This is a genomic window from Rhizobium sp. BT04 (assembly GCF_030053135.1).
Taxonomy (GTDB): domain Bacteria; phylum Pseudomonadota; class Alphaproteobacteria; order Rhizobiales; family Rhizobiaceae; genus Rhizobium; species Rhizobium binxianense.
The window spans coordinates 1772126-1797240 of sequence record NZ_CP125652.1; the positions used below are offsets into that span (position 1 = coordinate 1772126).

Annotated in this window: 25 protein-coding genes; 10 read left to right on the forward strand and 15 right to left on the reverse strand. The window is 61.9% G+C overall.

The features are described from left to right. Positions 1-22 precede the first annotated feature (22 nt). The 3 genes from QMO82_RS17320 to QMO82_RS17330 are packed head-to-tail and all read right to left on the reverse strand — an operon-like array spanning position 23 to position 3582. On the reverse strand, positions 23-463 hold the full coding sequence (locus QMO82_RS17320; RefSeq protein ID WP_183607948.1) for a hypothetical protein: 441 nt from the start codon (positions 461-463) through the stop codon (positions 23-25). Next, entirely contained in the window at positions 460-1788 is a 1329-nt protein-coding gene (locus tag QMO82_RS17325; protein WP_183607947.1) for a phosphatase PAP2/dual specificity phosphatase family protein, read from the reverse strand. The genes QMO82_RS17320 and QMO82_RS17325 overlap by 4 nt, the downstream gene beginning before the upstream one ends. 9 nt (positions 1789-1797) lie before the next feature. Continuing rightward, positions 1798-3582 (reverse strand): bifunctional alpha/beta hydrolase/class I SAM-dependent methyltransferase, encoded by a 1785-nt coding sequence (locus tag QMO82_RS17330; RefSeq protein WP_183607946.1) that lies wholly within the window; start codon positions 3580-3582, stop codon positions 1798-1800. A 201-nt stretch (positions 3583-3783) separates the two neighbouring features. Between QMO82_RS17330 and QMO82_RS17335 the strand changes: the two genes are divergently transcribed. The 4 genes from QMO82_RS17335 (at position 3784) to QMO82_RS17350 (ending at position 8076) form a co-directional block, all read left to right on the forward strand. After that, the gene (locus tag QMO82_RS17335; RefSeq protein ID WP_183607945.1) at positions 3784-4395 is read left to right on the forward strand and encodes a CDP-alcohol phosphatidyltransferase family protein; all 612 of its coding nucleotides are present in this window, start codon (positions 3784-3786) and stop codon (positions 4393-4395) included. A 146-nt stretch (positions 4396-4541) separates the two neighbouring features. Next, entirely contained in the window at positions 4542-5681 is a 1140-nt protein-coding gene (locus QMO82_RS17340) for a PspA/IM30 family protein (protein ID WP_183607944.1), read from the forward strand. Between the two features lie 5 nt (positions 5682-5686). Further along, positions 5687-6334, forward strand: coding sequence for an OB-fold-containig protein (locus QMO82_RS17345; RefSeq protein ID WP_183607943.1), 648 nt, complete (start codon positions 5687-5689; stop codon positions 6332-6334). Further along, the gene (locus QMO82_RS17350) at positions 6331-8076 is read left to right on the forward strand and encodes a flotillin family protein (protein ID WP_183607942.1); all 1746 of its coding nucleotides are present in this window, start codon (positions 6331-6333) and stop codon (positions 8074-8076) included. Before QMO82_RS17345 ends, QMO82_RS17350 begins: the two co-directional genes overlap by 4 nt. Before the next feature lie 133 nt (positions 8077-8209). On the opposite strand, the gene QMO82_RS17355 is transcribed toward QMO82_RS17350, so the two are convergent. The 8 genes from QMO82_RS17355 to QMO82_RS17390 all read right to left on the reverse strand — a co-directional run bounded on the left by QMO82_RS17355 (position 8210) and on the right by QMO82_RS17390 (position 13706). Then, positions 8210-8950, reverse strand: a complete 741-nt coding sequence (locus QMO82_RS17355; protein ID WP_183607941.1) for a metallophosphoesterase — start codon at positions 8948-8950, stop codon at positions 8210-8212. Continuing rightward, on the reverse strand, positions 8951-9307 hold the full coding sequence (gene uraH, locus QMO82_RS17360; protein ID WP_183607940.1) for a hydroxyisourate hydrolase: 357 nt from the start codon (positions 9305-9307) through the stop codon (positions 8951-8953). Continuing rightward, positions 9304-9804: an ureidoglycolate lyase gene (locus tag QMO82_RS17365; protein WP_183607939.1), complete on the reverse strand. Its 501-nt coding sequence runs from the start codon at positions 9802-9804 to the stop codon at positions 9304-9306. The genes uraH and QMO82_RS17365 overlap by 4 nt, the downstream gene beginning before the upstream one ends. 5 nt (positions 9805-9809) lie before the next feature. Continuing rightward, positions 9810-10172 carry a DUF86 domain-containing protein gene (locus QMO82_RS17370; RefSeq protein ID WP_183607938.1) on the reverse strand — a complete coding sequence of 121 codons (363 nt, stop codon included), beginning with the start codon at positions 10170-10172 and terminating at the stop codon, positions 9810-9812. Next, a complete protein-coding gene (gene uraD / locus QMO82_RS17375; RefSeq protein ID WP_183607937.1) occupies positions 10169-10669 on the reverse strand; it encodes a 2-oxo-4-hydroxy-4-carboxy-5-ureidoimidazoline decarboxylase in 501 nt (166 codons plus the stop codon). The genes QMO82_RS17370 and uraD overlap by 4 nt, the downstream gene beginning before the upstream one ends. After that, positions 10669-11592, reverse strand: coding sequence for an allantoinase PuuE (puuE, locus tag QMO82_RS17380; RefSeq protein ID WP_183607936.1), 924 nt, complete (start codon positions 11590-11592; stop codon positions 10669-10671). Before puuE ends, uraD begins: the two co-directional genes overlap by 1 nt. Before the next feature lie 113 nt (positions 11593-11705). Next, the gene (locus QMO82_RS17385; protein ID WP_180694426.1) at positions 11706-12413 is read right to left on the reverse strand and encodes a DUF1045 domain-containing protein; all 708 of its coding nucleotides are present in this window, start codon (positions 12411-12413) and stop codon (positions 11706-11708) included. 114 nt (positions 12414-12527) lie between these two features. After that, on the reverse strand, positions 12528-13706 hold the full coding sequence (locus QMO82_RS17390) for an FAD-binding oxidoreductase (protein ID WP_183607935.1): 1179 nt from the start codon (positions 13704-13706) through the stop codon (positions 12528-12530). On the opposite strand from QMO82_RS17390, the gene mnmD reads away from it, so the two are divergent. Further along, a complete protein-coding gene (gene mnmD, locus QMO82_RS17395) occupies positions 13705-14433 on the forward strand; it encodes a tRNA (5-methylaminomethyl-2-thiouridine)(34)-methyltransferase MnmD (protein WP_183607934.1) in 729 nt (242 codons plus the stop codon). The genes QMO82_RS17390 and mnmD overlap by 2 nt on opposite strands. Before the next feature lie 72 nt (positions 14434-14505). Then, positions 14506-14700 (forward strand): type II toxin-antitoxin system ParD family antitoxin, encoded by a 195-nt coding sequence (locus tag QMO82_RS17400; RefSeq protein WP_183607933.1) that lies wholly within the window; start codon positions 14506-14508, stop codon positions 14698-14700. A 22-nt stretch (positions 14701-14722) separates the two neighbouring features. Here the strand turns inward: QMO82_RS17400 and QMO82_RS17405 are convergent, their stop codons facing one another. Beyond that, complete coding sequence (locus QMO82_RS17405) at positions 14723-18106, reverse strand: response regulator (protein WP_183607932.1); 3384 nt, start codon at positions 18104-18106, stop codon at positions 14723-14725. A gap of 327 nt (positions 18107-18433) precedes the next feature. Between QMO82_RS17405 and QMO82_RS17410 the strand changes: the two genes are divergently transcribed. From QMO82_RS17410 to QMO82_RS17420, 3 genes are all read left to right on the forward strand, one after another. Further along, on the forward strand, positions 18434-18742 hold the full coding sequence (locus QMO82_RS17410) for a hypothetical protein (RefSeq protein ID WP_183607931.1): 309 nt from the start codon (positions 18434-18436) through the stop codon (positions 18740-18742). Between the two features lie 76 nt (positions 18743-18818). After that, positions 18819-19919 (forward strand): DNA alkylation repair protein, encoded by a 1101-nt coding sequence (locus QMO82_RS17415; RefSeq protein ID WP_183607930.1) that lies wholly within the window; start codon positions 18819-18821, stop codon positions 19917-19919. Between the two features lie 262 nt (positions 19920-20181). Continuing rightward, a complete protein-coding gene (locus tag QMO82_RS17420; RefSeq protein WP_183608348.1) occupies positions 20182-21921 on the forward strand; it encodes a DEAD/DEAH box helicase in 1740 nt (579 codons plus the stop codon). 244 nt (positions 21922-22165) lie between these two features. Here the strand turns inward: QMO82_RS17420 and QMO82_RS17425 are convergent, their stop codons facing one another. From QMO82_RS17425 to QMO82_RS17435, 3 genes are read right to left on the reverse strand one after another with little or no spacing between them, the layout of a single operon-like run. After that, positions 22166-22870, reverse strand: a complete 705-nt coding sequence (locus QMO82_RS17425; RefSeq protein ID WP_183607929.1) for a DUF2807 domain-containing protein — start codon at positions 22868-22870, stop codon at positions 22166-22168. Between the two features lie 32 nt (positions 22871-22902). Continuing rightward, positions 22903-23475 carry a DUF1700 domain-containing protein gene (locus QMO82_RS17430; RefSeq protein ID WP_183607928.1) on the reverse strand — a complete coding sequence of 191 codons (573 nt, stop codon included), beginning with the start codon at positions 23473-23475 and terminating at the stop codon, positions 22903-22905. After that, positions 23472-23798 (reverse strand): PadR family transcriptional regulator, encoded by a 327-nt coding sequence (locus QMO82_RS17435; RefSeq protein WP_183607927.1) that lies wholly within the window; start codon positions 23796-23798, stop codon positions 23472-23474. The genes QMO82_RS17430 and QMO82_RS17435 overlap by 4 nt, the downstream gene beginning before the upstream one ends. A 146-nt stretch (positions 23799-23944) precedes the next feature. On the opposite strand from QMO82_RS17435, the gene QMO82_RS17440 reads away from it, so the two are divergent. After that, positions 23945-24925, forward strand: coding sequence for an alpha/beta fold hydrolase (locus tag QMO82_RS17440; protein ID WP_183607926.1), 981 nt, complete (start codon positions 23945-23947; stop codon positions 24923-24925). Positions 24926-25115 lie beyond the last annotated feature (190 nt).

Here is a 25115-nt window from a genome sequence, read left to right on the forward strand (position 1 = left end):
GCTTATATCGACCGCAGGCGATTCAGCATCGCGGCAGGCCGTCGTTCGCATTGAATAGAAGGATCGCGAAAATCACCAGGCAGATGGCGAGGGCAAAACGCTGCCGCCAGACGATGCGGCGCGACCCGGCAATCCGCCTCTCCAGGCCGGGCGGCGTCCTGCCAGGCTTGCGAAGCTGCATCCGCGACAACAGGTCGTCGACGGCGGCAAGGCCGGCGGCCTCCGTCTCATGGCTCGACGCAAGGCGAAACAGCAGCGCATCGAAGAGGAGATGGACCGCCAGCGCAAGGACCAGCACGCAGAATACGAGCATCAAGAGCCAGCCGAGCGATGGAACGAAGCCGCGATATTCCACGGCGATCGGGCCGGCAATCAGTGGCAGCAGCGCTGCCAGGCCACAGCAGATCGAATTGCGGCCGAGATTTCGCGCAGCCGCCGAGGCCGTGGCATTCCACTGCGTCATTGCAAGCCCTCCGTCACGGCATGGATACTTTCCACGGGCAGATGAACACGCCGCCCTGCCCGTTCGATCCGCCGCACGGCTTCGGCTGGATCTTCGCAACGCCTGGTGATGAGCAGCCAACGCACGATGACGCAGGCGCTCCGCTGGAAACCGAGCGCACAGCAGACGAGGACCGGTCCGTGCTGGCGCTCGGTCTCGATGAGGTTTGCCGCGGCAAGCGTCTGGATCTTGTCGAGGGCTGTCAGATCAAGGGCGGGAAAGCTGCACCAGCGCGCGCGCGTCCCGCCCGGGCGCTGAAGTTCGCCGGTCATATCGATCACCGTGGTAAAGCGGTCGGCCTCGTTGCGACGCGGAAAACGACCGAGATGGACGCCGTCGGTGATCACCACCGATGCCGGCATTCTCCGGGTCCAGAGCCGAATGTTGATGAGAGCGCCGAGCCGGTAGGGTGCGAGCAGCCAGCGGCTGGCAAGCGTGGCCCGGCCATCGACGCGTTTCTGGAATATTTGCGGGCCGGCGCCGAAATATCCGACTGCGACGATCGCCAGCGCAATAGCCGGCCAGAGCAACAGAAGCGCTGCTGCCGATAAAGGCGTGCAGAGCGCTGCAAGGCCGAGAAATGCGATGGCACCGCACAGATAATAGAAGCCGAGACGGCGCGACTTTGGATCGCCGCTCATCGTCAAATTCGCCAGCGGCGAACCGGCATCGCGCGGAAAAAGCCAGGCGGCAAACAGACCGAGCAGCATGCCGGTGGGTATGTCGATGACCTGATGCTGCCACGTGGTCAGCACGGAGGCACCGATCAGGAAGCACCAGACGTGCCAGAGAAGTCGTGCCTTGCGCGGCAACCGCCCGCGCAGATGATCCCAGATCACCACCAGGAGCGCGATATGCAGCGACGGCGCCTGGTTGAACGGCTTATCGAAGCCGCCGAGGACGGCGAACATGAAACCCGGCAAGCCGCTCGTTGCCGGCCGCACGAAGGTCGCCTCGAGCGGAAACGCGATAAAGCAGGCGACGGCGACGATCTGGATCGTCAGATAACGTCTCGCCAGCCGATCCACATCGCGCGGCGTCGTGTTGATGAACAGGCAGAGTGCATAGAACAGATTGATCGACCAATATGGAATGATCGTCCATCCGAGGAACGGAATGGCGCTTTCCCATGCGAAGGCGACGTTCGGCACATGAGCGCGTTGCGATGCCAGCCAATTGGCGCCGCCATAGCTCAGATAGAAGAGCGGCGCCAGGAAGGCGAGCCAGAGCGCCGCCCGCTTCGGGACCGGCGCTGTCCAGGAAAAAGTTGAACGTGCCTTCTCCACGCTTTGCCCTCAGACTCTCTCGGCCAGCGAGACGGTGAAAATGCCCCATTGGTCGATGCGCTGCTCGATCTTGCGGAAACCGGCCGCGGCGACCAGCTGGTCCATTTCCTCTTGCGTCCGCCGCCGCATCACCCACGCCTCGCCGCCGCGGTGCGAGGTCAGGGCGCGGGCGATCATCTCCAATTGCGGATGCCATGGCTGGTTGGTGTAGACGAGCAGACCGCCGGGCTGCATCGCCCGGGCGATCCCATCGAGCGAAGCGGCGATCATCGCATTGTCGGAAAACAGCTCGTAAAGGCCGGAGACGATGGCGAGATCCGGAGCCGGCGTGATTGCCGCCAGCCCCTCGCCGTCAAAGGCATCCTGCTGGCGGAAGCTCACGAAATCACTCAGTCCACGCGCGGCAATGCTCTTGCTGCCGGCGTCGACGTTGATGGCGGAATAGTCCTGCAAACGCGCACTATCGGGACGGACGGCAGCCGTCTCGATGGCATCAAGGACATAGCGGCCGTGCCCGGCCGCTATGTCGAGCATATGGGTACTGCGGCCGGCGGCCTTCAGGCGCTGCAGCGCGCGGTCGATCAGCTCCTGCAAGTGCAGCTTGCGCTGCCTGATGCCGCGCCAGCCGATCGCCTCGAGGAACACCTTGTCGATCAAGCGCCCGCCGGGACCGAGCCCGCGCGGCTTGTTCTCGTAGACGTAATCGAGCGTCGAGCCGGAATCAAAACCGGTCCTGATCCCGGTCCTTATGCCTTCGGACACCAGAGCGCCGATCTTGATGTTGAGGCGGCTGAGCGCCCAGTAGATGCCGCGTGGGGATGTCGCATCAAGCGGGCTCGCGAGCCGGTCGGCCTCGTCCTTGGTATAGCCCTGGACATGGGCGGTGCGAAGATCGGCAGGCGCCCGGGGCTCGGCGAAACGCGCCTCGATAAAACGGCGGACCTCGGCGAGCGCAATCGCGCGGTCCTTTTCACCGAGCGTGTCATGGTAGAAGCCGGCAAGCACGTGCCGTTCCTTGATGCGGCTGCCGAGGTTTTCGTAAAACCGGTGCTGCGGCGCGTGTCGCACCACCCAGTCGCTGCCGGAGATCAGCAGCTGGGTTGGCACGGTGATCGCGCGAGCATCGGCGACGAGCCGGGCTGCCGCCTCATAGAGCTGCACCAGGATGTTGGAGGCAATCGGCCTGGATATCAATGGGTCGGATTCGTACGACGCGATGCGCTCGGGGTCATGCGTCAAGAACTTCGCCTTGACATAGGAATTGACGAAGAACGTTCCCTTGAGCTTTTCCCAGAGCGCAATGCCTTCCTTGGCAAAGGGCACGTAGAGCTTGACGCTGAAGGCCGGTGAGGCGAGCACCAGCGCGCGGATCGGCGGCGCATAATCGTGCACCCAGGTGGTGGCCAGCACCGCGCCGACGCTCTGCGCGATGACGGCGATGTCTTCGACTGAGATACCGCTTGTCTCGCTGACATGGCGGACGAAGCAATCGAGATCACGCGCCAAGGCCGCAAAGGATGGCGAGTAGCCGCGCTCTCCCGGCGAACGCCCGTGGCCGCGCGCGTCCCAGGCGTAGAAGGCAAAATCATCGAGGCCGAGCTCGGTGGGGAGATGGGCGACGCGGCCGCTATGTTCATGGCCGCGATGGAGAAGAATGATCGCGCCCTTCGCTGCAGCGCCCGTCGAAGGCCACGCCCGATAAAACAGTCGGGTGCCGTCATGCGATGCGAATTCGGATTCATGCATTGGTCTGGCCGTCGAGGCGGGTTGCACGCTATCGGCAGTTTGCAGCACGGTCTTCTCCAATTCTGATGGGTGGATAGGTTGCATCCATTGGTGAGCACAGTGATTTGCTTTCATTGCAAAAGTCTAGTTGCAAATGTAAGTCCTTTGCGTGAACCGTTATGAAGTGCGGCCGTCCTCATAGCGACGACGATCTGCACTGCCCGAGCCGGGATAGACTGTTCAACTGCCACGAAATTCCACTGAGGTAGCATGTCTGTTTATCAATTGAAGTCTCGATTTCAGAACATTCTTCGCCCTCTGGTGCGCTCGCTTGCGGCACAAGGCGTCACCGCCAATCAGGTGACTTCGGTTGCTGCCGCCGTCTCGGTTGCACTTGGCCTTTTTCTGAGCGTCGCCCCGCTTCCGCATTGGTTCCTGCTGGTGCCTGTGTGGTTTCTCCTGCGCATGGGCCTCAATGCCATCGACGGCATGCTCGCACGCGAACATGGGCAGAAGAGCATTTTAGGCGCGTATCTGAACGAGATCGGTGATGTCGTGTCGGATGTCGCCCTGTATGTGCCGTTTGCCCTCATCGATCCGAACGGTTGGATGCCGGCGATATCAGTCATATTCCTCTCCGCGCTGACGGAATTTACCGGCATTCTCGGTCAAACGGTTGGCGCAAGCCGGCGTTACGACGGGCCGCTGGGCAAGAGCGACCGTGCCGTGCTTTTCGGCGCGCTCGGCATCTTTGTCGCGGTTGGCGGGACGTTTGCAGCATGGACGTCGTGGTTTTGGGCTGTGGTGGCTCTGCTTCTCATATGGACGATCATCAATCGTATCCGCGCCGGTATTCGCGAGGCGCAGACGTCCACCCGATAGGCAGCGGAGCCGATCCGCTGCCGGCTCCTCCATCGGCAAATGTGATCCGGAAACGGTGTCGATCCTTCTAACGGCATCTTAAACATAGGTTGTATTTTTAGCGCGACATCTTGAAAGCACCAAAGCGGTGCTTTATGTTTTGTGTTATGGCGAACACAGGCAAGACACCGCACCCATCGCTGCTGCGCTACACGCTGGCGCCTGATGATCATGCCCGGCAGGCGCTGGACGATACTATTGCCGCCTATCGCAGGATGATCGACATCCTGAGCGAACGCATCGACGACAGGGCGGGCGCCAACCTCGTCGTGCTGCATGAGCTTGCCTATGAAACCGTCCGCGAGCAGACGGGCCTGCCGGCGCGGCTGGTGACACTCGGTCTTCGCGATTTCGCCGCCAATCGCGGCGCGAACGCCGATCCGCCGCTTCTGCCGCTCGATGACAAGCTCTTCGCCATCAAGGGCCCCTCGGATCTGACGATCGCCACGGTGCATGGGCGCGTTGCCGTACCCTTCGATGTCGCGGGTTATTCCAGGGGATGGGAGAGTATTTTTCCGGCCTACCTTGTGGCCGGTCAGGATCGCTACGAGATTCATATCGGCGTCACGCCGAATTCCGCTCGGATGGAGGAAAACATGACGAACGAAGGCATTCTTTCACGCATGGGTCGTCTCATTGCCGGCATCGCCAATGCGGCGGTCGACAAGGCGGAAGGCGTCAACAAGATCGCCGTCATCGAACAGGCGATCCGCGAAATCGATGCAGCGGCGGACGAGGCCCGCACCGATCTTGGCAAGGCGCGCGCCGAGGAATATCGCATCCAGAGCCGCAAGGACGAAATCGTCGAGGACATGAAGGCGCTCGACGCGAAAATCCGCCTCGCTGTCTCGTCCGGGCGCGATGACCTGGCAAAGGCCGGCGTTGCCCGCCAGATCGATCTCGAATCCCAGATCGCAGCTCTGGATAAGGCACTGGCCGATGCCAGGGAGCAGTTGGACGACGGCCAGAAAGCCTTGCAGGCCGTGCTCGCCACCCGCCGCGAGGCGGACGCCCGCCTTGCCGACTACAAGCGCAGCATCGCCAGACATCCCGAAGACGCCGCAGCGGGTCACAGCCGGCCGGCGCCGGGCGCCGATGCTGCCAGGGCTGCGGCGGCCGTGTCGCGGCTGACCGGTGTTCCATCAGGCGAACATGCCCTTAGTTCGGAGCTGGACGAGCTCGACCGATTGCACCGCGAACAGGCGATCGAGGCACGCCTCGCGCGCTTCAAAGCGGACAATCGGTAACGCCGATGGGACTTTTCTTCGCCCCCGAATGTGCTCCCTTCGCTATCGCCGCCGCAATCCTGGCCGGCCTGACCGCGATCGAGATGCTCGCGACCGTCATGGGATTTTCGATCACGGAGCTTTTGGGAAAACCGGATTTCCATGGACATGACGGCATTTCAGGCTACTTGTCCTGGCTCAATCTCGGCGGGGTTCCGCTGCTCATTCTGCTGATGCTGGCGCTTGGCTTCTTCGCCATTGCGGGCTTTGCCATACAGGCCGTCGCCGGCGCCTTCTGGGCACCACTGCCCGCCTTCATTGCCGTCGTTCCCGCCATAGTGGTCACCTTCCCTCTGGTCAGGGCATCGAGCAGGACCGTGGCACGGATCGTGCCGCACGACGAAACCTATGTGGTCGATCTCGATGGTTTCCTCGGCCGAACCGCCGAAGTGTCGATCGGCCCGCTCGATCAGGGACTGCCGGGACGCGTCCGCGTCAAGGATCAGCATGGAAACTGGCATGTGCTGAGAGCCAGAGCCGCCAAGGGGCAGGAACCTCTCAAGATCGGCATTGAGGTTCTTCTCGTCGATCGCACGGCAGACGTGTTTATTGCCATTCCCGCGCTGGTCGACCCGACCGATGCGGACAATCAATCTTTGAGGGACCAGCAATGATGTACGACGTTATTCTACCAGCCGGCATTGGGATTGTTCTGATCTTCGGCATCGGTTTTGTCCTCGCCTCTCTTTACACACGCTCCAGTCGCGATGAGGCCTATGTGCGCACCGGCCTCGGTGGCCAGAAGGTCGTGCTCGACGGCGGGTCGGTCGTCCTGCCGATCTTCCACTCGATCGCCAGGGTCAATTTGAAGACGCTGCGGCTCGAGGTTCGCCGCGGTGAAGGTGATGCGTTGATCACCAAGGACCGGATGCGCGTCGATATCGGCGCCGAGTTCTATGTGCGCGTGAAACCCGATGCCTCCTCGATTGCGCTTGCCGCCCAGACGCTCGGCAACCGGACCAATGACGCCGAGGCGCTTCGCATCCTGATCGAAGCGAAGTTCGTCGACGGCCTTCGCTCGGTGGCCGCAACGATGAACCTCGACGCGCTGCAGGAACAGCGCATGGATTTCGTCAAGGCCGTACAGGAGGCTGTCGGCGCCGATCTTCAGTCGAACGGTCTCGAACTCGAATCCGTATCCCTGACGCGCCTCGACCAGACCGATATCAAGCATTTCAACGCCAACAACTTCTTCGATGCGCAGGGTCTTGCCGCATTGACCCGCATCACCGAGGGCCGCAAGAAGGAGCGCAACGAGATCGTTCGCGATACCGAAGTCGCCATTGCCCAGAAGGATCTCGAGGCCCGCCAGCAATCGCTGACCATCGAGCGGACGAAGCGGGAAGCCGAGCTCAGCCAGGAACGCGACATCGCCAACAAATCCGCGGCGACACGCGCCGAAACCGCGCAGCAGGAACAGGCGGCAAAACGCGCCGAGGAGGAAGCCCGCATCGCTTCCGAACAGGCGATCGCCGAACGCGAGGCAGCCGCCAAGCAGGCTCGCGAAAGCGCCAACATCGATTCCGCCCGCGCCGTGCAGCAGCGTGACACCGAAGCCAAACGCGACCTGCAGATCGTGGCGCAGGAAAGCGCCATCGCCGTCGCCAATAAGAGCCGTGAAGAATCCGAAGCGAAGGCGGCTGCGGAAGCGGCCCGCGCGCTGGCGATAGCAGCGGAGGAAAAGGTCGGCACCGCCAAGGCGATCGAGATCGCCGAACGCGAAAGGCAGATTGCCGTGATCGACGCGCGCAAGAAAGCCGAGACGGAAGCAACCGCCGTCACCGTCGGCGCCGAGGCCGAAAAACAGGCGGCAAGCGACCAGGCCGAGGCTATCAAGACGCTCGCGACCGCCGAGGCGGATGCGGCGATCATCAAGGCCAAGGGTATTCTCGAAACCGGCAAGGCCGCGGCCGAGAGCGAGGCATTGCTCAACGACGCCCGCAACAAACTGAGCGCTGCCATCATCGAGTTCGAGATCACCCGCGAGCGGATCCGCATCATTCCCGAGGCGCTCGCCGAGGCGGTCAAGCCGATCGAGAAGATTTCCGACATCAGGATCTTCGATACCGGTGGCATGCTCGGCCGTGGAAACGGCGCGGGCGGCGAAAACGGCATCGGCCTCGGCGAAGGACTGGCCGGCCAGCTCCTCTCCTACCAGGCCAACAAACCGATCCTCGACAAATTGCTGAAGGAAGCCGGCTTCGAGGGCGACAATGCCATCTCATCCCTCCTTGGAAATCTCGATGGCGCAAAACCGGCAAGGCCGGCAACGCCTGCCGCACCCCCGGTAAGGCCGGCAACACCGTCCGCAGCCCCAGCAAAGCCGATCGTCCCTCCGCCCCCGAAGAAGGATTGATCGGAGCGCAGGCGGGTCTGGACTAGAACGGAAATTTTAGGCCGGTTCGGCCTGAAATCTGAATCCTGTTCTAAATTAAACAGTTAGAGCATGACGCCATGAGAAAACCGCTCACAGTTTTCGGCATCATGCTCTATCTCACCCAACCCGCCGCCAGCGCGCCCGCCCAGTCGGCCCGGCCCCTTTCGGCGGCCAGTGCCGACATCGCCATATGGTCATAGACGACGGTTCGGAACTGCCATGTCCATCCCGCAGCCGTCTTTTCCAGAATGGCGTAGCCGGCCAGCGGATGGCCGGCTTCGACCTTGTGGTAATAAGGCAGGACGTCGTCATAGGCCGGGCAGCCGACACTGCCGGGGTTGACGATCAGGCGGCCGTCGGAAAGGCGGACGGCGCGGGGGACATGGCTGTGGCCGCAGAGGATCAGCGGCAGGTCGATGCCTTCCGCCAGCGCCTCGATCGCTTCGATCGATTTCAGAAAGACGAAGCCCTCCGGCGAAACCGATTCCAGCCAGTAGAGATTGTCGTCCTTCGGCGTCGCGTGGCAGAGATAGGCCTCGCCGCGATAGACGGAATCGAACGGCAGGCTGCGCAGCCAATCGAGGTGGGATGGCGTCAATTGCCGATAGGCCGCGCCATCCGAGGCATGCATGGCGGCCGGATCCTGCTCGATCAGATAGCGATCATGATTGCCGCGAACCGAGGTTAGGCCAAGCGGCATCAGGATATCGGCTGTCCGGCCGGCCTCCAGCGGCCCGCTGAAGAAATCGCCGAGATTGACGATCTCCTCGATGCCCTCAGCGCGGATATCCGCAAGCACCGCTTCGAGCGCCAGATGGTTGCCGTGGATATCGGCGATTGCGGCAAACCTCATTCAGCTGCCTCGATAGGTGGAATAACCGTAAGGCGAAATCAGCAGCGGCACATGGTAATGCGCCGTGACGTCGGCAATGCCGAAGCGGATCGGCACGAGATCGAGGAAGGCCGGATGCGGCAGCGGCGTGCCATTGCCGCGCAGATACTCGCCGACGTGGAAGACGAGTTCGTAGATTCCCACGTGGAAATTTTCACCGACGAGAATGGGACCGCCGTCGACCCGGCCATCGGCATTGGTCTCGACCGTCTTCAGATGTCTGCGGATATCTCCGTCGAGCTGGAAAAGATCGATCCTGAGGCCCGCGGCCGGCTTGCCGAGAGCGGTATCGAGAACATGCGTGGTCAGTCCGGTCATGGGGCTGGCTCCTTGATGACGAAGGAGGTTTCGAAGAAGAATTCCTCCAGATTGTTGCCCGGCCCGTCGCGGTCGACAACCACGAAATCGGAGGCTTGGCCAAGCGCCATCAGCGGATGATGCCAGACATTGGGGCGGTAGTTCACGCCCTGGTCCCCGCGTGCGAGAAACACCTGCGGCCGGGCAGGACGCCCCTCCTCATCCTCGGAGACGACGACAAGAAAGGGACGGCCGGAAACGGGCGAAAAACTCTGGCTGCCGAAGGGGTGGCGCTCCATCATGTCGACTTGATAAGGGAAGCTGCGCGGCTGGCCGCGAAAGAGATTGATGATGACGCGCGCGCCCTCGCCCGTCGCTTCCGCCGAGGCCAGCGCATGAAAGCGTTCGGTCGTGCCGCCGTTGATCAGCCGCATCGAGGCCGGATCGGCTTCGATCACCTCGCCGAAGGGAGCGAAGCCGGATCTGGTGAGCGGGCGAATGTCGAGAAATTCGGGCAATGGTTTCACTCGCCTTGAGCATGCCAGTTACGGACGGCATCGATCCCGGAAAGAAGCTCCGGCAGCGTGCGATATGTCGCCTCCCACATGTCCGAAGGATTGAGATCGAAGACGTCTTCGAGGATACGGTTGCCGGTGCCGCAGATTTTTGTCCAGGGCAGATCGGGATGCTCGGTGGCAAATTCCGGGTGGGTCACCAGCAGGCGGGACGCCGCGGCGCCTATGGTGAAGTGACAAAAGGCAACCGCCTTGAAGGTGAGCTTGTCTCCGGCGAAGGCCGCCCCGTCCATTCCGCCGACGAAAGACAGCGCTTCGGATGCCGCCTCATACATCTCGTTGAGATAGTCGATTGCGCGCCGCTCTTTCATTCGGCCTCCGGCAGCATCGATGTCAGGCGCAGCAGCGCGATCTTTTCAACCTGCGCCGTCGCGGTCGCAAATTCTTCGTCGCGACCATTGCCGATCCGTGTTTCGAAGGCCGACAGGATATCGCCCTTGCCGAGCCCCTTGACCGCAATAATGAAAGGAAAGCCGAATTTTTCGACATAGGCTGAATTGAGTTCGGTGAAGCGGGCGTGCTCGGCGGGGCTCAGCCGGTCGAGACCGGCGCCGGACTGCTCCTTGCGGCTGTCTTCGGTGAGTTCGCCTGATATTGCCAAGCGCCCGGCAAGATCGGGATGAGCATTGAGCACACCGAGACGTTCCTCTTGGCTTGCCGCGCGGAAGACGGACGTAAGGGCCGCATGCACGCCTGATGCCGTCAGCGGCTCGGTCACGCTGCCGGCGTCATAAGCACGCTCGGCGATAAAAGGCGAATGTTCGAAGACGCCGCCGAAGCGGGAGACAAAATCCTCGCGCGACATCATCAGAGCGCGTCCGGCTGATGGTGTTTGTGCCAATGCTCTGCGATCTCGATGCGGCGCGGGATCCAGACCTTGTCGTGCTTCAGCACATATTCGATGAAGCGTTTCAGCGCCGCCGCCCGTCCGGGGCGACCGACGAGGCGGCAATGCAGGCCGACCGACATCATCTTCGGGCTGCCATCCTTGCCTTCATCATAGAGCGTGTCGAAAGCGTCCTTGAGATAGGTAAAGAACTGATCGCCTGAGTTGAAGCCCTGCGGCGTCGCAAACCGCATGTCGTTGGTTTCAAGCGTATAGGGGATGATCAGGAAAGGTTTCCCGTCGACGCCCTTGACCCAGTAAGGCAGGTCGTCGGCATAGGAATCGGAGGAATAGAGGAAACCGCCCTCCTCCTGAACCAGCCGCAGCGTGTTGTCGGAAGGCTTGCCCTGGTACATGCCGTAAGGCCGCTCGCCGGTGAGTTCGGTGTGCAGACGCACGGCTTCGAGGATGTGCTTGCGCTCCAGATCTTCCGGAAAATCCTTATATTCCAGCCAGCGGTAGCCGTGGCTGGCGATCTCCCAACCCGCCTCCTTCATGGCGGCGACGGCCTCAGGGTTGCGGGCCATGGCCAAGGTCACCCCGTAGACGGTTGCCTGCACCTTGAGATCGGTGAACATCCGCCAGAGCCGCCAGAAACCGGCGCGCGAGCCATATTCGTAGATCGATTCCATGTTGAGGTTGCGCTGCCCCGGCCAGGCGGCCGCACCGACGATCTCCGACAGCAGGTTTTCGGACGCCGGGTCGCCGTCGAGAATCGAGCTTTCGCCCCCCTCCTCGTAATTGATGACGAACTGCACGGCGATGCGTGCCTCGTCCGGCCATTGTGGATCGGGCGTCTGACGCCCGTAGCCGACCAGATTGCGCGGATAAGTCTCGGATACCATCAAATCACCTTCTAAAAAGACGGGGAACGGTATCATCCGCAGCCGGAATGTCGAGACGGAAACTGCGCAACGGAATTTTCCCTTTACGGAACAAATCCTTAGCGCACGGAACTTCAGGCAATCTTGCGCGCGCTGACCTTGCCCATCGGATGCAGCGAATGAACGCGGAAGGGACCGCCGGTGCCCTCCTCGATCATCAGCGCCACGTTCGAAACCATGATCGGCTCTCTCAACACAGGCTCGAAGATCGTCCGCAGCGCCGGCTCGATGCGCGGCATGTCGATCGCGTTGATCGGGCCCGTCACCGGCATGTGAAAGCGGAACTCCTCCATCACGTATGGATTGCCCCAACGATGCAGATTGGCGAACTGCGCTGCCGACAAGCCGTCCGGATCGCTGCGCTCGATCTCGGCTTCGCTGAGCGGCGCACGGAAACGATCGAATTCCTGCACGATCGCCGAGGCCAGATACTGGATCTGCCCACAGGGGATATTCGGCAGCAGGCTGTAGAAATTGCCGAGCCTGGCAACTTCGAGGCGCGGCATCCGGAAGGGAAGGACCGTTCCGGAGAAACGCATAAGATCGCGCAAGAGTTGCGATTCCGACACGTCGGAGGAGAGGTGGAACGGCGCTTTCAAAACACCGTGAAAACCATAGCGCCGCGGCACGGCCGTATGGAAGGCGATTTCGTGAATGCCGAGGCCGCGAATGGCCGGAGGCTCCGTCACATCACCAGAAAACACGTTTCGGCCAAGCCAATTGGCGGCCACGAGCGAGAGCGGGTCGCTCGCCGGAGGCGTGAAGCAAATGGCATAACGCATGCGATTTCCTCCATCAAGGAAGTGAGCGCCGGTGACTTCAGGCGCTGTCGATGCGCAAGCAGATAGGTGATTTGCATGACAGAATAACGAAACGACGCTGGAACTAATTCGCGTTTAACGTGAAGCCGCAGCGATGTGATTTGAAATCGCGAAGCTCTCCGGCAGCAAAAATCCGCAGTCCGCATCGCCTGCGATACAGATTGCCGCTTCCGCCAGCCGATGCGCAAGGCCGAAGCTGACCTTGAAGCCGCCGGTCAGCGCGATCAGGCGCGGGTGATCGGGATAGCGGCCGATCATCGGATCCCGGTCGATTGCCTTCGGGCGAAGCCCCGCCCAGCGCTCGACGACGGCAGCGTCGCGAAGGCTTGGCACGATCGCCCGCGCCGCCTCGATCAGCGCGTCGAGCTGGGCATCGGTCGAAAAAGGATCGTCGAAACGGTTCTCGCTGGTGCTGCCGATCGCCGCATGCCCGCCCTCATGCGCGACGACATAGAGCCCGTCGAGGAAGATCGTCGGCAGCGCCGGGTCGATATCCGCCTTCAACAACGCCGCCTGCCCCTTCACCGGCTGGCCGAGCGGCTGCTTCAAGCCTGGCGTCAGCCCCTGCAGCAGCGGAAAGGACTGATGGCCGGCGGCCAGGATGCAGCGGCCGAAAGCAATGGTTTCACCGCCGATCTCGGCCGTGCCGCGATCCGGATCGAGATCGGTGACGACAGCATTTTCCCGGATGCGCACATGTTTTGCCCCTCGCAGGAAGGCGATCAGTGCTGACATCAGCGAGCGGGGGGCGACGCGGGCGGCAAGCGTGTCATGCACGAAGCCGCTCTCGCCGGCGGACGCCTCGACCCAGCCATCTGCATCAGGCCTGTCGAGCACGTGCCAGTGGAAGCGGCGCTCGCCTGCCCGCCAGTGGCGTTCGGCATCCTCGGAATGGCCGCGCGCGATGCGGTTGAGATGCGGCTTCGGCAGCGGGATCAGCCGCCCGGACCTGTTGTAACCTGCAGAAAGTCCGGTCTCGGCTTCGAGCACCGCGATCTCGGTTTCGAGCGAGACCAGCGCATCGAACTGGAACTGCTTCTTTTCCGACCACCGGTCCGGCATATGCGGCATCAGCGCGCCGAGCAGGCCGCCGCTCGCACCTTCGCCCAATCTGCCGGCGTCGGCGATCAGGGTATGGATGCCGCGGCGCTCTGCATGGACGGCCGCCCAAAGGCCCATGATGCCGCCGCCGACGATCAGCAGTTCTGGAGATGATTGACCTGAGACCGGCTGAGGATTATCGGCTTTTTCCATGACAGACGTGAACCCCGATCAGATTGGCGTGGGCGCGCCGCAGCCGCTCGAATGGCGCGACGGCGATATGCCCTATTCCACCGCCTTTGGCGATCATTTTTATTGCCAGACCGACGGCCGGCTGGAATGCGGCCACGTCTTCCTCGCCGGCAACGGCCTGCCGGAACGCTGGAGTGGCCGTGAGGAATTCATGATCGGCGAGCTCGGCTTCGGCACCGGCCTGAACTTCGCCGAGACCTGGCGGCAGTGGAAGCTCCACCGCATAGGCGGCCAGCACCTGCATTTCATCTCCTTCGAGCTTCACCCGATGCGCGGCGAAGAGATCGGCCGGGCGCTGTCGCACTGGCCTGAAATCGATGCCGAACGCGAGGCGCTGACGGCGACCTGGCCGCAGACGCCTGATGGTACCGTCACGCTCGACCTCGATGCGCAGACACGGCTCAGCGTCGTCTGCGGCCGCGCCCTTGACGGCGTCGCCGCCGCAAAGCCCGGCTTCGACGCCTGGTATCTCGACGGCTTCGCGCCCTCGCGCAACGGCGAGATGTGGTCGGAAGAACTGATGCGGCTCGTCTGTGAAAAAAGCGCAGCCGGCGGCACTTTCGCCACCTATGCGGCGGCCGGCTTCGTGCGTCGCAATCTCATTGCCGCCGGTTTTGCCGTCGAGCGCCGCCAGGGCTTTGCCGGCAAGCGCGAGATGCTCTGCGGCATCAAGCGGTTCGCCCGATAAGGCTAGCCGGCTTCTATCGCCAATATTGCCAAGGCTATCGCTTTGCGAGACAGTTTCCGAAAAGGAGTGGATATGGCAAGCGGCGAGAATCTGAGGCAGAAACTCGAAAACGATGTAAACGAGCTCGCGAAATCGAGGCGGGGAAATCGGCTGACGGCGCTCGATCTGGCGATCGGCCGAGGGATCGCCGACGCGGATGCAGGGCGTCTCAAGCCTATCGGCGATGTTGCCGCGCGTCTTGAAGACAAATACGGAAGCCGTTCGTGATTGCCCTATTTCCCCGCAAGGATCAGTAGCTGGTGCGCCCAGGCTGCAGTTCGTCTTTCCCGAGCCATTGCCGGATTTTTTCCTCGAGCAGTTCCGGGCTGATCGGCTTCGACATATAGTCGTCCATGCCGGCGTCGAGGCAGAGTTCGCGGTCGCTTTCGAGCGCATGGGCGGTGACGCCGATGATCGGCACCCGGTGGCCCCGGCCCTGTTCCCGTTCGCGGATCGTCTGGGTCGCCTGATGGCCGTTCATGACGGGCATAGAGACGTCCATCATGATGATGCGCGGCGCGTGCCGCTCCCAGGCCGCGACCGCCTCCGCGCCATTCTCGACGACGAGGAAGGAAAGACCCGTTCCCTGCAGGATCTGCGTGAAGACGATCTGGTTGACCTCGTTGTCCTCGGCGACGAGCACGTCGACGAATTCGGCCGCCCGCGGCTGCGCTGCGGGCACAGGCGCCGGCACAGGCACGGCTGCCTCGGCCTGCAGCCGGGCGACCTCGGCTTCCGACGCCTGTTTCACGCGCCGGGCGCGCACCACTTCGACGACGGTGTTGCGCAGCACGTTGGCGCGCGCCGGCTTCATCAGATGCGCGTGACCGTTCAGCGCCGCGAATTCCTTTTCCGTGCCGGAAATATCCATCGACGTCAGGAAGATGATCGGCAGCTCGGCAAAACGGCGATCGGCGCGCAGCCGGCGCGCGACATCGGCGCCGTTCATATCGGGCATGTGATAATCGAGCACGACGGCATCGACGGTAATGCCGAGATCGGCCGCCGCCTCCAGGATCGCAAGACCGGTACCGCCGCCCTCGGCGGCCACGCCGTCGAAGCCCCAAAGCGACAGCTGCTCGGTGAGGATGCGTCGGTTCACGTCATTGTCGTCGACGACGAGGATGCGGGCACCCTGCACATTGATCGGCAGCGGTCTCGGTTCGACACGGGCGGCTGCCACCGCAAACGGCAGGTTGACGGTGAAGACCGAGCCCTTGCCCCATTCGCTCTCGACGTTGAGATAGCCGCCGAAAAGGTCGACGAGCCCGGCTGTGATCGCAAGCCCGAGGCCCGTTCCCTCATGCCGCCGGGTCGAGGAGGCATCGACCTGCGAGAACTTGTCGAAGACCGTTTCGAGCTTTTCACTCGGGATGCCGATGCCGGTATCCTCGATGCGGATATTCGCCATGATCTCGCCGCCGGCAGCAGGCTCGAAGCCGACATCGACGAAGACATGGCCGCGCTCGGTGAACTTGACGGCATTGCCGACGAGATTGGTGACGACCTGCCGGAAACGCCCGGCATCGCCGATCACGGCGGCGGGCAGATCCGGTGCTGCACGCACCAGGAGTTCGATATTCTTCTCGGCCGCATGCGAGGACAGAAGCGTCGCCACATCCTCCACCGCTTCGGTGATGTCGAAGGCGGCCTTGCGCAGTTTCATCTGTCCGGCATCGATCTTCGAGAAGTCGAGGATATCGTTGATGATGGTCAGCAGCGCATTTCCGGATTTGACGATGATGTCGACGAAGGTCTTCTGCCGCGTATCGAGATCGGTCTTGGCAAGCAGTTCCGCCATGCCGAGCACGCCGTTCATCGGCGTGCGGATCTCGTGGCTCATATTGGCGAGGAATTCGGATTTGGCGCGGTCGGCGGCTTCGGCGCGCGACAAGAGATGGCGCAACTCCTCCTCGCGGCTCTTGAGCTCGGTGACGTCGGTGAAGAGCGCCACCCAATGCTGCCCCTTGGTGATCGTCGCATCCATGTTCACCCAGCGCTCGCCGCCGACATGGAAGACGGTGGAGATCGGCAGCCTCGCGGCGATATTGTCGCGCCAGCCCTGCAGGATTTCGGCAGCGGCATCGTGGAAATCGCCGCGCGCCGCGCAAAATTCGAACATGCCGAGCCAGCCCTGCCCGGCTTCGATATAGGCGGGTGGAATCTGCAGGATATCGGCCATCGCCCCGTTGGACATCTTGATGATGCCGTCCTGGACGATGGCAAGACCTTGCGACATCGCATGTGTCGCATCGCGCATCATCTCGCCGACCCGCTCGAGCGCGGCGCGGGTCTCATGAATTTCCTTTTCCCGCTCGCGCACCGCCGAGATGTCGGCATAGGTGAGCAGGATACGGTCGTTGGAGATGCGGCGGCTGTCGAAGATGACGGATTTGCCCCCCGCCCAGCCGAGCTCGATCGGCTCAGGCACTTCGGCCTCGAACAGATGCTTGCGGAAGGCGTAGATCTCCTCCGGCGTCTGCGTGCCGTCGTAGCGTCCGAGCTCTAAATTGCGGCGGATGACGTCGATGAAGGGGCGGCCGTCGAAGCGATCGTCGAGCGGCAGCTCCCAGATGCTGTAGAATTCGTCGTTGACATAGAGAATCTGGTGGTCGTTATCGAGGATCAGCACGCCGACCGGCAGCGAATGCAGAATGCTCTCGATATCCCGATGCAGTATTTCTTCCTGCTTGCGCGACTCAATCAGCGCCTTTTCGCGCTCCTTGAGCGGCGAGATGTCGGAAAAGGAGCCGACGACATAGGTTCGCCCATCCGCCGTCATGACGCGGTTGACGCGCGAGATGACGGGATAGATGTGGCCGCTCTTGCTCGGCATTTCGCTCTCGAGCTCCACCGAAATGCCGTCCCTCAGCGCCAGCAGGTTTTCCTGGTAGATCGCATCGGCACCTTCCGGCCCGAACATTTCATGTTCGGTCATTCCCAGATACTCGGAGCGGGAATGGCCGCTGAAGGTCTCATAATATTTGTTGGCATAGACCAAGCGGTGCTCGTCGTCGCGCACGAAGACTGCAACCGGCAGATCCTCCAGGACGGTACGGAGAGCGTCGAGTTCGTTGACGCTCTCACCCCAGGCCGAATCGCCGGCGGGCGCCGGCCTTCTACCATCGCGATAGGCGGCATTGACGACCAGCGGGCGACCGTCATCGCCAAAAATACCGATCGGATGATCGAGCTTCTCCAGCGCCGCGCGCACACGGGCGAAATCCGCCGCAATCCCGGGATCGCCGGCAATCCCCCTGGCGTCGACCGCGCGGCGCGGTTGCTCGCGCACTTCGAAGATGCCGAGCACATAGGCCCGATCCGGCGACGGCGAGAAGCTTTCGATCTGGATGCGCTCATGGCCGAGGCCTGTGGCATCGAAGCAGATGGCGTTTTCCTCGGTGCCGAACACCAGCGCGCGGCGTTCCCTATCCTCGCGCTCCTCTTCCTCGGGACGGTCGAAGAGCTCGCGGCTGCGCCGACCGATGAAATCGGAAATCTCGCGGCCCAGGAAGTCGGCATAGGCCTCGTTGACGGCGACATAGCGCAACTCGCTGTTCTTGACATAGGCCGGGGTGTCCAGATCAGCGATCCGGCGGCAAGCCAATTCCAGAATGTCCCCGACCGATTTCAAGAAATTGTCGCTCCCGCAATGAATGAAATATCAACTACAAAGACTATAAGGCCAAGGCTTTTAACAAGGTTTTAACCATAAATTTCGACAGCGGAATTTTACGAGCCGGCTCACCAGCTGAAGATACCTCACATTGCCGACCCGAGCTTGCACGAGACTGAAAGGACACCGCTATCTGTGGCAATGCGGCAGCCTTGATGTCAGCAACCGTTGAAACCATGACGAAAATTTAATGCGGGCGACGCTTGCACGGCCATTGCGCCGCCGCGATCCGGGCCGAGTCTGGACACGGCTTTTTGGAAGCCAGTCTAGATAAGGAAATAGCATATGTCCGTTCTTCATAAGACCATGGCGACGGGCCTGATCGCGCTGACCCTTGCCGGCGCCTCGCTCGCCACCGCCACGACCGCCGATGCCCGTCCGCGTGATGCCTTCTGGGGCGGCCTGGCCGCCGGCGTCGTCGGCGGAGCCCTGCTCTCCGAGGCAGCCCGCCCCGCCTACCCTGTCTATCCCGCCTACCCTGCATACCGCCCATACCCGGTCTACCGGACCTACTACCGGCCGGCCTACTGCCACCTCGAATGGCGCTACGACCGTTGGGGCGAGCCCTATCGCGTCAAAGTCTGCCCGGAATAGAGAACCGCATCCGGCGCCGCTTGACCTCCCGGCGGCGCCGGTCCAATGCGTTTCCTCGCACAGAGGGAGGATCAGCATGCCGGAACCGCTCAAGACCCTGCTGCACGAAGCGCTGGTCGGCAACATGGCCGATCGCATCGCCGCCAATGCGCCTTCCTTCGATCGCGAGCGTTTCGTATGGCTGGCGACCGACGGGCTTGGGGCGCGGGAGCTTATGGAGCGCTCGGCGCTGATCCGCGACGCTCTGTTTGCCACGCTTCCCGATGATTTTCCGAAGGCCGCCGCCATCCTCAAGGCGAGCCTGCCCACCGATGGCAAGCCCGGACTGACGGGCTGGATGCTGTTACCGGTCAACCAGTTCATCGCAGCACGCGGTCCCGATTATTTCGATCTTGGCCTCGACCTCCTGAAAGCGCTGACACCGCATTTCACCGCCGAATTCGGCATCCGCCCCTTCATCCATCGCGATCAGCAACGCGCGCTTGCCATCATTTCCGGCTGGGTTGATGATCCCGACCAGCATGTGCGCCGGCTGGCAAGCGAGGGAACGCGGCCGCGCCTTCCCTGGGCGATGCGCCTGCCGCAACTCGTCAAGGACCCGGCGCCGATCCTGCCTGTGCTGACCGCACTGATCGATGATCCGGAAGATTATGTGCGCCGCTCCGTCGCCAACAGCCTGAACGACATCGCCAAGGATCATCCGGATCTGGTCGCCGCCTTCATCGCCGGCCACATCGAGGGAGCCTCCCGCGAACGCCGCTGGCTGCTGAAGCACGCCTCGCGCACGCTTCTAAAGAACGGCCATGCGCAGGCGCTCGCCAACTTCGGCTTCGGCGCGACTGCTTCGCTCGCATGCGAACTACGGCTCCTGAACGGCGAAGTGCTTTTCGGCGAAGGACTGGATTTCGAAATCCGGGTGACGAATGCCGGCAAAGCCCCTCAATCGTTGATGATCGACTACGCCATCCACCATATGAAGAGCGACGGCTTGCTCTCGCCCAAGGTCTTCAAGTGCAAGACGCTCATGCTCGCGCCCGGGCAAAGTCACGCGATGACGCGCCGCCACACCATGCGGCCGATCACGACACGGCGCTATTACCCTGGCGAACACCGCATCGCCATCCTCGTCAACGGGGCGGAAAGCGCCTCGGAAAGCTTCGTCCTCGTCATGCCCTGACGTGACCCGGGCTGAGGCTTTCTTGTGCACTGCACTTGACTTTCACAGAGAACTAGCCCAAATGCGGCTCAGCTTTCACCCTTCCGGCCGCCGCGTGAGCGTGCCCCTGCTAGAAAATACGGACGCAGGAAGAAGGGACAAAAGCGCATTTCGATAGAGCGCCGCACTCCCAATGAGCGGCCAGAAGCGCTGGAAAGCTTTTTCCAACTCACAAGTTCCCACTTCACGCGGGGTTCTTGACGCCAGAATGAAACCGGATCGCATGGTGCGTTCCGGCGATAGTCATTGTGGCGCCCCGAAAGGTTATACCTTGACTAATTTTGAATCGCTTGGTGTCTCCAAGCCGATCGTTGCCACCTTGTTCCAGCTCGGCATCGAAACGCCGACGCCGATCCAGGAACAGGCCATTCCTCTCCTCCTCGAAGGCCGCGACCTGATCGGCCTTGCCCAGACCGGCACCGGCAAGACTGCCGCCTTCGGCCTGCCGCTGATCGAAAAGCTGCTTGCCGACGAACGGCGCCCCGACAATCGCACGACGCGGACGCTGATCCTGGCTCCAACCCGCGAACTGGTGAACCAGATCGCTGAAAACCTGAAGAAGTTCATCCGCAAGTCGCCGCTGCGCATCAATGTCGTCGTCGGCGGCGTCTCGATCAACAAGCAGCAGCTTCAGCTTGAAAAAGGCACCGATGTGCTGGTCGCCACACCCGGCCGCCTGCTCGACCTCGTCAACCGTCGCGCGATCACGCTGACCACGGTGCGCTATCTCGTGCTCGACGAAGCCGACCAGATGCTCGACCTCGGCTTCGTCCACGATCTGCGCAAGATCGCCAAGCTGGTGCCGAAGAAGCGCCAGACCATGCTGTTTTCGGCCACCATGCCGAAGGCGATCGCCGATCTTGCCGGCGAATATCTGGTCGATCCCATCACCGTCGAAGTCACGCCGCCTGGCAAGGCTGCCGACAAGGTCGAGCAGTACGTGCATTTCGTCGGCGGCAAGAATGACAAGACGGAACTGCTCCGCAAGTCGCTGACCGAAAACCCGGATGGCCGCGCCATCGTCTTCCTGCGCACCAAGCACGGTGCGGAGAAGCTGATGAAGCATCTCGAGAACGTCGGCTATTCCGTCGCCTCGATCCACGGCAACAAGAGCCAGGGCCAGCGCGAACGGGCGCTGAAGGCTTTCCGCGACGGCAGCATCAAGACGCTGATCGCCACCGACGTCGCCGCCCGCGGCATCGACATCCCGGCTGTCAGCCACGTCTACAACTACGACCTGCCTGAAGTGCCCGATGCCTATGTCCACCGCATCGGCCGCACGGCGCGCGCCGGCCGCGACGGCATCGCCATCGCCTTCTGCGCTCCCGACGAAGCCAAGCTGCTGCGTGATATCGAGCGCCTGATGGGCATCGACATCACGGTCGCAGGCGGCGAACCGCCGGCCCATATCAGCAGCAGCGGCCCTCGCCGCGGCAACGGCAATGGCAACAACCGCAATCGCGGCGGCGGCCAGGGTCGCGAAAGCAATGGTCGCGGCGAAGGCCGTGGCGACCAGAACCGTTCCGAGCATCGCGGCAGCCGCCAGGAACGCCGCCCGCGCCGTGAAGGCGAAGGTAGCGAAGTCCGCGCCGGCGGCGATCGTCGTCCGCGTCCCGAGCGCACCGCCCGCAACGAGGATTTCCGCGGCCAGCGCCGCGGCGAAGCGACCCCTAACCTTGCTCCCGACAACGATCTGGTCTCGACCTCCGATTTCCGCCCCGCGGCAAAGCCGCAGCGTCCTGCCCATAACGGCCCCAATGCCCACCATGCCAATGGCGAGCCGAGCGGTCATCACCGCGGCAATAACCGCCATGCCCACGGCCGCCCGGCCCGCAAGCACGGCGAAGATCGCGGCCCGCAGCAGGCCCAGGGCGGCGAACCCCGCCGCGACGGCAACGGCGGCAATCGCCGCGGCGGCTCCGGCGCCCGCAATGGCGGCGGCCAGCGCCGCGAGCGCGCCTGAGCATCGATCGACGAAAAGGAAAGGACTGGGAGCTAGCTCCCAGTCCCTAACCTAAATGTGGAATACCACTGTCGCAAAAGTCGGTCGCAGAACTCCGACTTTTGCGACAAATTTCTGCGAGAGAAGTTTCCCTTCGTTTTCAGAGCCAGTGGTTTCTCGTGAAATTTACAAATTTTGGGGCAACTCGGCCGGAATGCGCCGTTTGCAGACGTTGACCGCCGAGCCGGATCGACATCCTTGTGGTTCACGGTACCTGTACGATGCGGCCACTACCCCTGATCTCTGCACGCCGCATCGCCGGATGCCCCGACAATTCGACATTGCCGTTACCGGAAATCGAAACATCCGCATCTACCTGTGCGGTCATCTTTGCATTGCCGCTCCCTCGAATTGTCACCGTCGCCGACTTTGCAATCAGGCCTTCGAACCGGGCATCGCCAGAGCCGGAAATGGTGAGATTGACTGCGTCTGCAATTCCCGTCGCAGAGGAATTCCCGCTACCCTTGATGTTAACCTCAAGCTCTGGCTGGTTGATCTGAGACAGAGTCAGGTCGACATTGCCCAGCAAATCCCATCTGGTGATCGCTGGTCCCGAGAGCTTGATGTCGAGCCGGGAAGCAAACCAGCCGGGATTGCAGTCCAAGCCCAGTCGGCCGGATGCTATTCGCAAATGATTGACCAACGCGGAATCGCCGCTGACGACAGCCTCCGCCTTTTCCCCTGGCTGGTAGTGGATGGTGCCGGGCAAGTCGATTGCCAGCTTGCCGTCCGCAACAACAGGTAGCGTAACCTGCTGCTGCGTACCGCTCGCAGGCTCGCAGGTCGATCCTCCGTTCCATAAATATGCTGCACTGGCCCAGCCAGACCCGGAAAGAACGGTTCCAAGCGTCAGAAAGGCGGCGGCACCGATCAGTCCCCCCGTCGCGATGAATGCCAGTGTACGGCTCATGTCTCGTCCCTTCGGTATCTTTGGTTGCACTCTCAGTCGCCGGGCCGGTCTGACTGGACCAGACGGAAATGCAATCGCGCACAGTTGCCAAGTACGCGGATACCGGTTCCCAGCCCCATCAGAAGCAAAGCGCCGCCTCCAATGAAGCCGCTCACCAGTCCAGCGCCGATGCACAAACGCGCCAGCAGAGAAATCAACACGTCATTTGAGTAAAAGAGCAAAGCCGTGACGATGACCTTCAACCCGGCCGCGCCAATCGCTACCAGTCCGGCTGCAACCCCGACCGTCAGCAGAATTGCAAACATCAGCAGCGGCAGCAGAACAAGGAGATCGATGAGAACCAGTCCGACCAGTGCCATGGCCGCAGCGATCAGGTTCGAGAGGCTCCAGTGTGTTTCGAAACGCTTCAGTCCGATATCCGCCCGCAGTTCCCGCGCGATCCTGGCAGGGTCGCCGAGTGCCGAGACCACCTCCGCTTCGCTGCGTCCCCGGCTCTCGGATTCGGCGAAATGGGCCGAATAGTCGGAGATGATTTCTTCGATCTCTTCGGCTGGAAGACCGCCAAGCCCACGCTGCAGCGTGTTGAGAAAGGCATCCTTGTTCATGATAAATCCTCAAGAAGTTTGTCGACGGCGGCCGCAAAAGAGCGCCAGTCGTTGCGATGCGCCTCGAAAACGGTCTGACCGAGCGGCGTGAGCCGATAGTATTTGCGGGGCGGCCCGCTGCTGGATTCGACAAGGCGAGTGGCTACAAGGCCATCATTCTGCATGCGGCGCATCAGGGGATAGATCGTGCCTTCACCCATACCGACAGCCGCGACCAAGGTGCTGGCGATTTCATAGCCATAGCTCTCGCCCCGTGACAGCACGGCTAAGACGCACAGGTCGAGTGCGCCTTTTCTCAGTTGAACTTGGATCGAGTCGACCATGTCGTTTCCCGCATTTACAGACTGTTTATAACACGCTACCTGTTATTACAAGATAGCGAACGGATTGTGCTGAATTTCTCATTTTCAACCCACCGCGCCGCGAAAGGCCGGGCCGCCGGATAATTCTCTCAGGTCGGAGCAATCACATGACACACCTACGCCTGGCCCTCGCGGCCGCCTTTTGCCTCGCTATGTCACCTGCCCAGGCCGCAGGCCTGAAGTTCCTTCACATTCCTGTTGGACAGGATGATCCGGCAATCGATGCGGCAATGTGGTCACCTTGTACCGAAGTGCCTGAAGATGTGCAGATCAGAGCGCTCACAATTCCAGCGGTTCCAGATTGCCCGATTGCCGGAGAAAAGCTGCCGCTCGTAATCATCTCGCACGGCTATGGCGGCTGGTATCTTGGCCATCATGACACGGCCGAGGCCTTGGCCGATTCCGGCTTTGTCGTGGTCGCTATCAATCATCCGTACGCAAACTACGCCGATATGAGCCGAGCGAATGGTTTGGGTGTGCTGGCCGCGCGACCCGTCGATATCAAACGAACCATTGATTTCATGCTCACAGACTTCCCGGATTCTGCTAAAATCGACCCACAAAGGATCGGTTTCTATGGCTTCTCGCAAGGCGGCTATACGGGTCTTGTTCTTGCCGGGGCCAATCCGGATTTCAGCAAGTTGCCGCGACGTTGCGCCGACCCGAAAGCAGTCGGATGCCCGCAGGCCAATCGAGCCCGACCTCCGCAGCAACCTCCGTTGCCCCAGACGCTAACGCATGATCCCCGCATCAGGGCAATGGTGGTCGCCGACCCTCTCAGCATCGTCTTTCAGACGACAGACAGCGTGAAGGCCGTCACCATTCCGCTTCAGCTATGGGGATCGGAACTCGGAGGGGGCGGCGGGGCATCACCGGAAAATGTCGCGACACTTGCGCGTGTATTGCCGGAGAAGCCTGACTTCCGAATCGTGCCCAACGCCGTCCATCTGTCGTTTTTGACGATGTGCCCTAAAACGGACCTTTCTTCGGAAGCATGCATCGATGCGCCCGGCTTCGACCGCGCCGCCTTCCACAGGGAATTTAACGCCGAAGTGGTCGCGTTCTTCCGGCGAAATCTAGGAAAGTAGCCGCCGCCTTGATACGAACGGCTTAAGTTTTCGCGTCTGGCTTTCCGCAGAGGAGCCCTTACCTCGACCATTCATACTGGAGCATTTGGCCGGGACCAAATGTCCGCTTCGAGGCCGAAGGCGGACGAAATGCCTTGTCACGAAAATCCCAATTAAAGCGAAAGTTTTGCGACTGAACTTAGCGGCGTAG